Source organism: Microbulbifer jejuensis, from assembly GCF_047289955.1.
In the GTDB taxonomy this organism is placed as follows: domain Bacteria; phylum Pseudomonadota; class Gammaproteobacteria; order Pseudomonadales; family Cellvibrionaceae; genus Microbulbifer.
Window position 1 is genome coordinate 98,695 of the sequence record NZ_JBLBUB010000009.1, and the last position, 12,688, is coordinate 111,382.

A 12,688-nucleotide genomic window follows, 5' to 3' on the forward strand; every position below is an offset into this window, starting at 1 on the left:
GCTTCGAATAATGAAACAAGGCAGTAATCGATGGCCGGCAACAACACCGAATGGTGGCGCAACAGTGTTATTTACCAGATCTACCCACGCAGTTTTTGCGATGCCAATGGGGATGGTATCGGCGATATCCCGGGTATCACGCAAAAACTGGATTACGTGAAATCTCTCGGCGTGGATGCCATCTGGATCTCCCCCTTTTTTCAGTCACCCATGGTGGATTTTGGCTATGATGTGGCAAACTACCGCGATGTGGACCCGATCTTCGGCAGTCTGGAGGATTTTGACCAACTGATCGATGCGGCGCACCAGCGCGGCCTGAAAATCATTATCGACCAGATCCTGAGCCACACCTCAGACCAGCACCCCTGGTTCCAGGAGAGCTGTTCCAGCCGCGACAACCCCAGGGCCGACTGGTACGTATGGGCGGACCCGAAACCAGACGGCAACCCGCCCAATAACTGGGTCTCGGTTTTCGGCGGTGGTTCCTGGCACTGGTGCACCCGCCGCCGCCAATACTACCTGGCCAATTTTCTCAAAGAGCAACCTGATCTCAACGTGCACAACCGCGCAGTACAGGAGCAACTGCTGTCCGATATGCGATTCTGGCTGGATCGTGGTGTGGACGGATTCCGCCTCGACGCGGTGAATTTTATCTTCCACCAACAGGCCCTCGACGACAACCCGGCGCGCCCGCTCAAACTCGACGAGCAGGGGCTGCCGCCGGTTAATCACTACGATTACCAATGGCACATAAATGACAAGTCTCAACCGGAGAACCGGGTCTTCCTGCAACGCATACGCCAGTTGATGGATCAATACCCCGGAACCGTGACCATGGGCGAAGTGGGCGATGACAACACCCACAGGATCATGGCTGAATACACCACGCACAATCGCCTGAATATGGCCTATTCCTTCGATCTGCTGACCGAGGACTGCAGCGCCCAATTCCTGCGCGACACCCTGGAAAAAAACCGCGAGGTCATCGAAAAGGGCTGGCCCTGCTGGTCTGTTGGCAATCACGATGTACCCCGCTCCATGTCCCGCTGGAACCGGGGCCTGGGCAGCGAACTGGCCCAGGCGCGGGCCCCGCTGTTCTTGCTGATGCAATTGACACTGCGCGGCAGTGTGTGCCTGTACCAGGGCGAAGAGCTGGGCCTGCCCGAAGCGGATATCGCCTTTGAAGACCTGGTTGACCCCTACGGCATCAACCTGTGGCCGGAATTCAAGGGGCGTGACGGATGCCGCACGCCAATGCCCTGGGTAGATGGGGGCGACCAATATGCCGGCTTTTCCACCCGCAAGCCCTGGCTGCCAATCCCCGACGAGCATCGCCTGCGCGCGACCAGTGAGCAGCAGGACAACCAGCACGCCATGCTCAACCAATTCCGCACCCTGATCCAGTGGCACCGCCAGTTGCCGCAAGCCCTGGCCACGGCAGAGCAGGAAGTGGTGCCTACGGACAACGACCTGCTGGTATTCGTGCGGCGCACGGCGCACACGGCGTACCTGGTTGCCCTGAACCTGGGCACAACCCCCGAGACCTTTATGCTGCCAGTGGCATTTGCCAGCGCCGAGGATATTACCCCGAGCCTGTTCAGCAGTGCCCGCCGTGCGGGTGTCCTGACCCTGATGCCCGCCGGGGCCTGTGTTCTGCGCGGGGAAACCGACACTGAAAGCCCCTAGGTCTTGCCCCGGCAGGCAATAGACAGTGGCGATCTTCAACCTCTATACAAGCGATACCGGGGTTCCCTGGTATTGCGTGTTTATTTTTCTCTGTCTCTGCAACGTCAGCTTATCCTCTCGACGTCTGCCCTCTCGCCGGCCCTGGGCCGGCTTTTTTTATTCCCGCAGTGCTTTCACACAACGGCCAGACAATTTCTCTTGCGGGTATCCGGATGGGCTTAGGCACAGATTTGTCGGCATTGTTTACAACATTCCGTCTGGCGCAAACTGCTAGATTTAAGCGTTGAAGCGGCGACGATCAACAGGACGGTCATTGCTGCCAGCCACCCATAGACCTAACCACCAGCGGGAATCTACACGTGCCTCAACCGGGCTCCGCCCACATCCACAGCAAAACCACTGCCGCTCTATCTGGCGGTGCCCAAGTGGATTTGCAGACTGCGGAACCCAGTGCCGTTTTCACCGCGCTCAACACCTCCCCCAAAGGACTGACGCAACCTGACGCAGAAGCGAGACTCCAGCGATTCGGGCCCAATACAATCCGGGAAAAAGAAAAAAGCGCCCTTTTAAAGCTACTGCGTTTTTTCTGGGGACCCATCCCCTGGATGATTGAGGCCGCCGCTGTGCTGTCTGCCCTGATCGGTCACTGGCCGGACTTCGCCATTATTGTGGGGCTCCTGCTCTACAATGCAGCGGTGGGCTTTTGGCAGGAATATAAAGCCTCCAGCGCCCTCGCCGCCCTCAAAGCCAGCATGGCACCAGAGGCGGAGATCTTGCGCGATGGGGAGTACAAAACCCTGCCCGCCTCCACCGTGGTGCCCGGCGATATTGTGCGTATCAAGCTGGGGCAGATCGTACCTGCCGATGTGCGTTTTATCGGCGGCAAGTCCATCAGTATTGATCAGGCTGCCCTCACCGGAGAGTCCTTGCCGGTCGACAAAACAGTGGGCGATATCGGCTATTCCAGCAGTATTGCCAAGCGTGGGGAAATGATCGCGGTTGCCATCGGCACCGGTGCAAATACATTTTTTGGGCGCACCGCCAAGCTGGTCGCCAGTGCCGGCCAGGGCGTTTCCCATGCGCAAAAAGCCGTCACCCGTATCGGCGACTTCCTGATCGTATTGTGCCTGCTGCTGGCCCTGCTACTGGTGGGTACCCTGCTGTACCGGGATGTTGTGTTGGCGGCGGGCTGGCACTGGTCTGACCTTATCAATATCCTGCGCACGGTGTTGGTGCTGTTGATCGCCTCCATTCCCGTGGCCATGCCCTCGGTGATTACCGTCACCAACGCCCTGGGCGCCCTGGCGCTGTCGCGCAAGAAAGCCATCGTCTCGCGCCTGGAATCCATTGAGGAACTGGCCGGGGTAGACATACTGTGCTCTGATAAAACCGGCACCCTGACAAAAAACCAACTGAGCCTGCACAGCCCCCAGTTATTTGCCGCAAAAGACGAGGCCTCCCTGATTCTCGCGGCTGCCATTGCCTCTGAAGCCGGTTCCACCGACCCGATAGACCGGGCCATTGTCGCCGGTCTTGTAGACAAGCGCCCGCTCAGCAACTACCGGTTGCAGGAATTCACCCCCTTCGACCCGGTAACCAAATACGCTCAAGCCCGCGTAACTGATCAAAACGGAAACAGCCTGTTCTTTTGCAAGGGCGCGCCCCAGGCCGTAATAACCCTATGTAAGCTCAGTGGCGACAGGGCCGGAAAGGCCACGGCCTGTGTCCAGAAACTCGCCTCCCGCGGCCTGCGCGCGCTGGGTGTGGCAAGCAGTGACGATGGCGAACACTGGTCTTTCCTGGGCATTCTACCCCTGGAGGACCCACCCCGGGAGGACTCGAAGCAAACCATCAGCCGCGCCCGGGATCACGGCCTTCAGGTAAAAATGATCACTGGTGACGATGTTGCCATCGGCAAAGAAATCGCAGCGCAGGTGGGGATTGGTCAAAATATTTTTTCTGCCGGAGCCGTTTTTGCCCACACAAAAAATATGGATCACCTGCCGAAGCAAGTGGTCGACTGTGTGGAACACGCGGATGGTTTTGGCAGGGTATTCCCCGAACATAAATACGCCATTGTCAAAGCACTACAGGGGCGCGGTCACCAGGTGGCCATGACAGGAGACGGCGTCAATGACGCGCCCGCCCTAAAACAGGCCGACTGCGGCATTGCCGTCAGTGGCGCCACGGATGCGGCCCGTGCCGCCGCGGCCATTATCCTGACCGCCCCAGGCCTCTCTACAGTGATCGATGCCATCGACGAGGCCCGAAAAATTTTTGAACGCATTATCAACTATGTGCTTTTCCGTGTATCCATGACCCTGGATATTATGGTGGTTGTGGTTTTTGCCACAATACTCTTCGGCTTTCCCCCACTGACCCCGATCATGATTGTGCTGGTGGCCCTGCTGGATGATATTCCCATTATGACCATTGCCTACGACAACACCCTGCTGCCCAAAAACCCCGTGCACTGGAATATGCACCATTTATTGCTTGGCGCAACCATTATCGGCTTGTTTTCCATCGCACAAACCCTGGGGCTGTTATTGATCGGTATGGAGTGGTTGCAGAACAGTCACTGGCAGTCCTGGATACCGCTCAACAAAGCGCAAATCCAGACAGTGCTTTTTCTGCAGATTGTTGCCGGTGGACATTTGCTGCTATTCATTGTTCGCTCCCGTGCTGCTTTTTTTGCAAAACCATTGCCCGCTGTAAAATTGCTTGTCGCCATTGTGGGTACCCAGGCCCTCACCGTACTAATGTGTGGCTTTGGCTGGCTGGTACCGGCAATCCCATGGGCAGTGATCGGACTGGTATGGCTCTATATGATTGTGTGGATGTTCGTTTTGGATCTGGTGAAAAAAGGGATTTACCGGCACCTCCGGGATATTTAGCCATCCGCCCCGTGCCTCTTATCCATACCGCTCATCAAAAGGGAAACGTTATGAACTGCTTTGAATCCTTTCGGGTAAAACCCGGCAGCAGGATTAAACTGGATAAAATTGATCCCGGTTTTACAGACTGCTACAGTGACCGCGAAAAGGCCATGCCGGTCATCCAAAGGCTGGATGAGAAAATTCGCTCCCTGCAGTATCTCATGCATGCAGAGGGCAAACGCGCTCTGCTGATATGCCTTCAGGGGCGGGACGCTGCCGGCAAGGATGGCACCATCAACCATGTCCTGGGCGCCATGAATCCTCAGGGTTGTACGGTGACCAGTTTCAAGCAACCCTCGCAGGAGGAACTGGCCCATGACTTTCTGTGGCGCTGCCACAAAGTTGTTCCAGCCCGTGGACACATTGCCATTTTTAACCGCTCCCACTATGAGGATGTGCTTATTCAGAGGGTTCACGACATGGTGCCGGAAAGTATCTGGTCAAAGCGATACGGCCATATCAACCATTTTGAGAAACTTTTATCCGACCACCAGACCCTGATTCTAAAATTCTTTCTGCACATTGATGCCGATGAGCAGTTGAAACGATTTAAACAGCGTATCGATGACCCCACAAAGCAGTGGAAAATCAGTGAAAGTGACTACACCGAAGCCGCTTATTGGGATAGCTACACGCGGGCCTTTGAGGATGCACTGAGTAAATGCAGCACACCCTATGCGCCCTGGTTTGTTATTCCTGCCAATCACAAATGGTTTCGCAACCTGGCCGTGGCCGCTATCGTTACCGAAGCTATGGAATCGCTCAACATGCGTTTTCCGAAGCCCAAGGTGGATATCAAAGCAATCATAAAGAAATACCATGCACTGGATGCGCAGGATATAAAGGAGGGCCTGATTAAAGCCCCCCAAAAAAATCAATAGAACCCTGCCAGCACCCCAATGGATGGTGCTTGATACCACAGCCTTTGCCGTTAAGGATACAATCTAAAACTGCCTGCTTTACTCTTGAGGGGCTTGATTGGAAAATATTTTTCCAAATGCGTCATAAACCGCCAAGTGCAATGTATTTCCGTGATCGAGTTGCTTAAAATAGCCAAAGTGCACCGTCTCTGTTTTGTTATCCGGGTCTAACTTATCGTGCAACTCTCTGGCTAGCCGCTCCATCACCGCCCCCTCCTTGCCCACACCAACATAAATGGATTTGGCAGCACAACAGCCCGCAGGAATCAGCTCAAGCAGGGATTCACCATCCCACCACAGGCTGGGACTGACAATAATATAGTGATCAAACAGATTGGTATGCTTGACAAGGATCTCTGTGGCCAACAGGCCACCGAGCGACTGGCCAATCAGGGTTGTTTGTCCACTTACCCTGTAATTGCGTTCTACAAGGGGCTGCATCTCTTTCATCAGCGACGCTATAAACTTGCCCGAGCCACCAGAGGATGGAAACTCCTTTTTATCCCTGAGCACCTTAGAGGTGAAGGTAAAATCTCGTTTTCGGTCCACATTCCCAACACCGACGAGGATACTCTCCGGCAACATATTGATCCAGGAAAAAGAACCAAACTGTACCAAACCCGCTATATGTATGAAATCCTCTTCCATGGATCCATCCAGGAGATAGATCACCGGATACCGTTTACTCTGATCCTTGTGATAACCGGGCGGCAGATAGATATTTAAAGTGCGATCTTCATTCAATATTTTGGATGAGAAACGCAGTGCCTCCCCGATTGATAATGGAGAACGTTCAACCTCGCCTGCCCACACCGATGAGCCAAGCGCCATAAAAAATATCAAAAGAAGCAGTTTTTGCATAATGGCACCCCTAATTCAGGTCAAAAAAACACCTGTTCAAAAGCACAAACTTCTACCGGTATCAAACCGCCTACCCGTAGGGTAGCCGGGGTGATGATTGGAAATTTCTAAACGTGTGCTCTTGTAACCGGCTTAAATTGTTGTAACCGACCAGCGCGCTTCTCCACTGAGAAATCACAGCTGGTCAGGCGAAACATTAATGAGTACTCGGATAGGCAAAGTGTATCGTGAATATCGCCCGGTAGAAAAGCACTGCAGTCTCCCGCTTTCATGGTATAGGCCCCGCGGCTGACAAGACCCTCCCCGTTGACCTGCTCCTTGAATTGGCCGTAGGTAGACATTTCCACCGCACCGTGTTGCAGGGCATAAAATACCCAGCCATCACCGTGGTTGTGCGGGTTGCGGTACAGGCCCTGCGTCTCTACATGGGCCAGTAGTATAAATCCCCGCTCCGGGTCCCGGTACAGCTCCGCCGTAGGTGCCTTTCTCTCGTGCAGCTCGGCCAGCCAGGATTCGGAACGTGAGCTGGCCGCCAGCCGTGCGAGTACGGCTCGACATTGGATAATGGTATCCGAATTCAAACCGGTCCAGGATTTACACAGACCTGCAATACCACTATCGAGGGCATTTTCTGACATCGTCTTTCTCCTGCTTTATCAACATTCAAACAGGCGATAGCGTCGGAGCCAGAACCCCTGGCCCCGCGACAACCCGGATACCACCCTCCGGTGCTACCAGGCTTCTACCGCCTCAGGAATAACAAGATACAACTTAAAGTTCACTTGAGGTCAATAGAATCGGTCCAGATTTTTTTTGCCCTGCTTGTGCAGCTGGAATTAACAGCCCCGGGCAGAACCTATAGCGGCCCAGAAAGGGATGATTGGCGATCGGGCGCTTATTATAAGAGAGGCAGGCACCACTGCGGGCAGACTCAACCAACCCTTTTTTTATTACGCCCGAAAAGGATAACCACCGCCTGTGCAATCAGTGCAGTCACCAGTAATAGCAGTGTCAGATCATACACTTTATGCAGTCCGGCCACGACCAGGTCTGTATCGGCAGTATGCATATAAGACAGTTGTGAAGCTCCGGCAAACACCACACTCATCAGGGAGGCACCGGTGAGCAGACCCAGGTTTCTCGACAGGTTTAGCAGGCCGGAAACACTCCCGCGTACTTCTTCAGCGGCACTGTTCATTGTGAACGTATTGTTTGAAGACAGGTAAGTGCCGTAACCGATTGCCATGGCGATTGAACAGGCCAGATAGCCCAGCACGCCCTCACTGGCATCCAAGCGTGCCATTCCCAATGCCCCCAGTGCCAGAAAACCGAGCCCCATAAGAACCACACTACGGGATTTGAATCGATCTACCAGGCGCCCCGCAATATTCGAACATAGGGCCACGGCAAATGACCCCGCAGACATCACCAAACCGGCCTGATAAAAGCTGAGACCCAGAGCCAGGGTCAAATAAAAAGGACCGACAACCAGGGAACTCATGACCGAGGCGCCAACAAGCCCATTGCTGGCCAGATTAGTGTAAAGCTCGTGACCACCCAAGCTGGGAGAAGGGGATGGTGCCCTGCGGGATAGTCGGCGCTTTGCGAATAACAGGGCCACCAGAGAAAGCGCGGAGATCGCCATCGCGAGTATATTGACTGCACCGTAGCTGTCATTCAGGGGTTTTATCGACAGGGTATAGAAAAAAATTGCAGAAAAAATACTAATGACCGACAGGATATTGAAGGGGCCCATAGTGGTTTTCCCAGACTTGGCATCTGCATCATCGGGCAGATATCTTTTTGCCAGCCAATAAATGGCAATCCCTAGCGGCACCTTCACCAGAAACACCGCCTGCCAGTTGGCAATTTCCAGCAAAAAACCACCCAGTACAGGCCCCATGCCTGTGCCAACTGCCGATACACTGCCCAGTAGGCCTACCGCCATCCCCACCCGGGACTTGGAAAAAGTGTCACTGGCAATCGCCATGGAGACGGCGACAAACATCGCCGCTCCAATGCCTTGCAGGGCCCGAAAGAATACCAGCATCCAGATATGAGCCGATATCCCACAGAGGAACGTGGACAGGGTAAATATTACCATTCCATGGACAAAGATTGTCTTTCGCCCGATCCGGTCACTGGCCTGTCCGGCAATGGCCAGGGTTGCCGTAAGCAACATCACAAAGGCAATAATAATCCATTGGGCCCGGCCATAAGTCGTCCCGAAACCGGCTACCAGCTCCGGCAGAGCAATATTGACACTGCTGACTGCCAGGGCATTGAGCAGCGTTGCCAGGCACAGTGCCGTGAGAATGCCTCCGGCGGATGGCGCCCTGGATATGGGGTCATTGGAGGTTTTGATCAACTTCTTGACAGCAAACATCAGTTGTAGATTCACCTTGCTATTGACTGCGGGGAAAACTAGGATACAACTTCAAGTCAACTTGAGGTCAATATCAATGGATGGTCCACAGGAAATGGATATCGGCGAGGTATCGAAACGCTCGGGACTGCCCGCCTCAACACTGCGTTATTATGAGGAAAAGGGCCTGATCAAGTCCATCCGCAGGCGTGGAATCACGAGGGTATTTCCGGCCAGTGTTGTAGAGCAACTCTCACTGATCTCCCTGGGCCGCTACGCCGGTTTTTCACTGGGCGAGTTGGCAGCCATGTTTACCTATAGCGACAAGCCCGATATCGACCGGGAACAACTGCTGAGCAAGGCGGACGTATTGGACAAGACCATACACCGCCTGCAAGCCATGCGCGACGGTCTCCGGCATGTGGCCAACTGCCCCGAGGAAAATCAGCTGGAGTGCCCCAATTTCCAGAACCTGATCAAGAAAGCCGCCAAGTTACAACACAAGGAAGAGCGCAAAGGCAAACCCGTGATACCGGGCAAGCGGCGCTGAGTGCTTGTCGGATGTTTTTTAAGCAGTTACAATGAGAACCACCATTATGCTTAATTCTTCGTAATTCAGCGCACAACATCGCCAATAAACCAACCCGGAACGTCGCTCACCCATCGCTGTATAAGTGATTGCGGACGTTATTTTCCCTGTCCGCTGGATCAGGAAAATTTACGAAACTCATTAGGAACAATGTACCAGACAAGTTTACCCAGAAGTACTTTTTGAGAGTCTTGATCGGCGGCTTAACCAAGTGCGTTTCAGTCAGCACAGGTTCCAAAGGCTGGGAAACTCTGGAGAAAATAGACTAGTTTGTAGGCACGACTACAACTATTAACATCCACACAGCACATTCAATTACATGGTATTCGTGACTCTTGCGAGCAGGGCTGGCTAGCGTGAATATTCTTTCGGAAAATTGGTACTCATTTATGGTTAAAGGGGCACCTCTAAAACTCACCTGATTTCTGGTAAAATCGGTCCAACTTTTCTCAGATAGAGGTTTTCAGTTATATGTGTATTTAAAGAGGCGCCCTTAAAATTTGGAGTTTGAACGGTAAACGACCTCAGGAATTTCGAGTAGAATACTTCGGATCAAAGATAAGTAGGGGGTTTATAATTTCTATACCCCTCATTAATATTATGAGGTTAAAGGGAGAGGGAAAATCATGAAAAGCTTAAAAATAGTATTAGTGGCTTTAATTGTAATGCCATTAGCACAAGCTCAGGCGGCATCTGTAAAAGATTTTGATCAGATACTAACAAAATATATTAAGCAAGAAGGTCCGGGCGCTGCGGTTATAGTAACTAAAGAGGATAAAATTCTATATGAAAGTGCTCGCGGCATGGCCAATATTGAGCTACAGGTGCCGTTAAATAAAGATTCGATATTTCGCTTAGGTTCTATTACCAAACAGTTTACTGCTGCGGCTATTATGATGTTGGCTGAGCAAGGAAAGTTATCATTAGATGATGATATTCATAAGTATGCTCCTGACTTTCCCACTGAGGGCAACAAGGTTACCGTTAAGCATTTGCTAAACCATACTTCAGGTATTGCTAATTACACTGAAGATCGTGATTTATTTGAACACGAGCTAAAAAATTCAACGACCCTCGACAAGATGTTAGTTCGTTTTTCTAAACATCCGATGAAGTTTAAAACAGGTGAGGCTAACCGTTATTCTAATACCGGTTATGTTTTATTGGGCAAAGTGATTGAGCAGGCGAGCGGCAAAAACTATCAAGACTTTATTGAGCAGGATATTTTTGCCAAGCTAGGGATGAAACATAGTCAATATGGTGGCCGACAAATTATTGCTAATCGTGCCAGTGGTTATTCAATGTCTGAGCATGGTGTGGTGAATTCAGGCTATGTTGATATGATGTGGCCGCATGCTGCGGGCTCTTTGTTGTCAACGGTGGGTGATCTGAATATTTGGTATAAAGCCTTACGCTCTGGCAAGTTGGTTTCTAAAGAGAGCTATCAAAAAATGATTGCGCCAACACAGTTAAACGATGGTAGTTTTGCCCAATATGGTTTTGGCTTAGGGCTATTTAAGCTAAATAAGTATGATGCTATTGGTCATGGTGGTGGTATTCATGGTTTTGCCACCAATGCCTTTTATCTGCCTCAAGAAGACCTTTATATTTCTGTTTTATTTAATACTGATGCAGGTAACCCTCATTTTATTGCTAACTTATTGGCTGCAAAAGCCCTTGATATTCCCTTACCTAAATTTGAAGCGGTTACATTAAATGAGCAACAATTGGCTCCAATGATGGGGGAATACACGTTAGCCAATGGTGATGTGAGAAAGATATTTGTTGAAAATGGCAAGGTTTATTCTCAACGAGGCGATGATCATAAGCGGCTAGTTTATTCCATGTCGGGAAATAGCTTTTTTTATGATGGCAGTTTAAGTTATTTTAGCATTGATAAAAATGCAGAGGGTAAGCAAGTAATGAAACTTTATCGTGATTTATCAGACACTCCAGAGGTTGCTGTTAAGCGCTAGTGCAGTGTATTAAATTGACTGCTGATATATACTCTTGAGCGCTCTCCCTACAAACTGGAGTTAGTCAGATGCCCGCTCAGGTCAAAATTACACTGTCAGATAAAGATAGAAAGCAGCTGGAAAAATACGTAAAAAACCGCAAGACATCGGTGAGGCTTGTTGAGCGTTCAAAGATTTTATTGCTGGCCAGCCAGAATACCCCTAACTACAAAATTGCCAAAGAGCTGAATATTGATGTTAACAAAGTTGGGCGATGGCGCAATCGCTTTGCAGATAAGGGCCTTCTAGGTATAGAAAAAGATCTCCCGCGAGGAAGTAACCATGGAGGAAAGGATTCTGTAGAGCAAGCTAAGCTGCGCTCCAAAATTATCAATATGACTACCCAAGATAGACCAAAGGGTAGTACCCATTGGACAACCAGAGGGCTCGCCAAGGTACTGGGAATTAATCATTCCTTCGTTAATAGAGTTTGGCGAGAGGTAGGATTAAAGCCCCATCTAACCAAATACTTCAAGGTGAGTAATGATTCAAACTTCGAAGAGAAGCTTCAGGATGTTGTTGGTTTGTATTTGTCGCCACCGGAAAATGCCGTTATTTTTTGCGTAGATGAAAAAAGCTCCATTCAAGCTTTGGATCGTACTCAACCGGGATTGCCGATAAAACCAGGACGTTGTGGGACCATGACCCACGACTACAAGCGTAATGGAACCAGTACTCTCTTTGCGGCGCTCAACACCTTAACCGGGGAAGTTATTGGTCAGTGCAAAAAACGACATCGGCATCAGGAATTCTTAGCTTTTCTAAAGACTGTTGAAAAGCAAACATCCAAAGACTTAGAGCTTCATTTAATTGTGGACAATTATGCAACCCATAAGCACGAGAAAGTGAAAAACTGGCTCAAACGCAATAAGCGTGTCCATTTGCACTTTATTCCAACAAGCTCATCATGGCTCAATTTGGTAGAGCGATTCTTTGGGCTTCTTACGGAAAAGCAATTACGCCGCGGCGTGTTCACTTCAGTAAAAGAATTGGAGGAGGCTATCACAGGGTTTATCGATGCACATAACAAGGCTCCAAAGCCATTTGTATGGACAAAATCAGTCGATGAAATTTTGGCGAAGGTAGGAAGGGCTAGGCAGGCCCTTGCATTTCAGTAAATAGTTTAATACACCACACTAGTTTATTTTAGGATAATGGCAACATGGCCTGTTACCCTTAAACTTTTTTGATCGTTAAAATTCTTCAGTCTTATTTCCCTCCAGGCAGAAAATTAAGTTTGATATTTTCATTTTTTTAAAACCCAACAAAATTAAGATACATTCAAAAGATAAAAATCAATAGTTTTTGATACT

General features: G+C 50.6%; 9 protein-coding genes. 6 read left to right on the forward strand and 3 right to left on the reverse strand.

The annotated features are described in order from the left end of the window. Positions 1–30 precede the first annotated feature (30 nt). The 3 genes from ACL7TT_RS07770 to ACL7TT_RS07780 all read left to right on the forward strand — a co-directional run bounded on the left by ACL7TT_RS07770 (position 31) and on the right by ACL7TT_RS07780 (position 5,506). Positions 31–1,686 (forward strand): alpha-amylase family glycosyl hydrolase, encoded by a 1,656-nt coding sequence (locus ACL7TT_RS07770; protein WP_413394444.1) that lies wholly within the window; start codon positions 31–33, stop codon positions 1,684–1,686. 359 nt (positions 1,687–2,045) lie between these two features. Further along, positions 2,046–4,583, forward strand: a complete 2,538-nt coding sequence (locus tag ACL7TT_RS07775) for a plasma-membrane proton-efflux P-type ATPase (RefSeq protein ID WP_413394446.1) — start codon at positions 2,046–2,048, stop codon at positions 4,581–4,583. 50 nt (positions 4,584–4,633) lie between these two features. Further along, a complete protein-coding gene (locus ACL7TT_RS07780; protein WP_413394448.1) occupies positions 4,634–5,506 on the forward strand; it encodes a polyphosphate kinase 2 family protein in 873 nt (290 codons plus the stop codon). Between the two features lie 78 nt (positions 5,507–5,584). On the opposite strand, the gene ACL7TT_RS07785 is transcribed toward ACL7TT_RS07780, so the two are convergent. The 3 genes from ACL7TT_RS07785 to ACL7TT_RS07795 form a co-directional block, all read right to left on the reverse strand. Next, complete coding sequence (locus ACL7TT_RS07785) at positions 5,585–6,406, reverse strand: alpha/beta hydrolase (RefSeq protein ID WP_413394450.1); 822 nt, start codon at positions 6,404–6,406, stop codon at positions 5,585–5,587. Between the two features lie 107 nt (positions 6,407–6,513). Continuing rightward, the gene (locus ACL7TT_RS07790) at positions 6,514–7,044 is read right to left on the reverse strand and encodes a hypothetical protein (RefSeq protein WP_299942037.1); all 531 of its coding nucleotides are present in this window, start codon (positions 7,042–7,044) and stop codon (positions 6,514–6,516) included. Positions 7,045–7,337: 293 nt separating this feature from the next. Continuing rightward, on the reverse strand, positions 7,338–8,792 hold the full coding sequence (locus tag ACL7TT_RS07795; RefSeq protein WP_413394452.1) for an MFS transporter: 1,455 nt from the start codon (positions 8,790–8,792) through the stop codon (positions 7,338–7,340). Between the two features lie 76 nt (positions 8,793–8,868). On the opposite strand from ACL7TT_RS07795, the gene ACL7TT_RS07800 reads away from it, so the two are divergent. The 3 genes from ACL7TT_RS07800 to ACL7TT_RS07810 all read left to right on the forward strand — a co-directional run bounded on the left by ACL7TT_RS07800 (position 8,869) and on the right by ACL7TT_RS07810 (position 12,493). Continuing rightward, positions 8,869–9,321 carry a helix-turn-helix domain-containing protein gene (locus tag ACL7TT_RS07800; RefSeq protein WP_413394454.1) on the forward strand — a complete coding sequence of 151 codons (453 nt, stop codon included), beginning with the start codon at positions 8,869–8,871 and terminating at the stop codon, positions 9,319–9,321. Between the two features lie 665 nt (positions 9,322–9,986). Next, positions 9,987–11,336, forward strand: coding sequence for a serine hydrolase domain-containing protein (locus ACL7TT_RS07805; RefSeq protein WP_413394456.1), 1,350 nt, complete (start codon positions 9,987–9,989; stop codon positions 11,334–11,336). A gap of 68 nt (positions 11,337–11,404) precedes the next feature. Then, positions 11,405–12,493 carry an IS630 family transposase gene (locus ACL7TT_RS07810; RefSeq protein WP_413394458.1) on the forward strand — a complete coding sequence of 363 codons (1,089 nt, stop codon included), beginning with the start codon at positions 11,405–11,407 and terminating at the stop codon, positions 12,491–12,493. Positions 12,494–12,688: the final 195 nt, after the last annotated feature.

Coding starts and splice junctions, on each gene's coding strand:
- ACL7TT_RS07770 (WP_413394444.1), top strand. CDS start 31: ATGGCCGGCAACAACACCGAATGGTGGCGCAACAGTGTTATTTACCAG.
- ACL7TT_RS07780 (WP_413394448.1), top strand. CDS start 4,634: ATGAACTGCTTTGAATCCTTTCGGGTAAAACCCGGCAGCAGGATTAAA.
- ACL7TT_RS07785 (WP_413394450.1), bottom strand. CDS start 6,406: ATGCAAAAACTGCTTCTTTTGATATTTTTTATGGCGCTTGGCTCATCG.
- ACL7TT_RS07790 (WP_299942037.1), bottom strand. CDS start 7,044: ATGTCAGAAAATGCCCTCGATAGTGGTATTGCAGGTCTGTGTAAATCC.
- ACL7TT_RS07795 (WP_413394452.1), bottom strand. CDS start 8,792: ATGTTTGCTGTCAAGAAGTTGATCAAAACCTCCAATGACCCCATATCC.
- ACL7TT_RS07800 (WP_413394454.1), top strand. CDS start 8,869: ATGGATGGTCCACAGGAAATGGATATCGGCGAGGTATCGAAACGCTCG.
- ACL7TT_RS07805 (WP_413394456.1), top strand. CDS start 9,987: ATGAAAAGCTTAAAAATAGTATTAGTGGCTTTAATTGTAATGCCATTA.
- ACL7TT_RS07810 (WP_413394458.1), top strand. CDS start 11,405: ATGCCCGCTCAGGTCAAAATTACACTGTCAGATAAAGATAGAAAGCAG.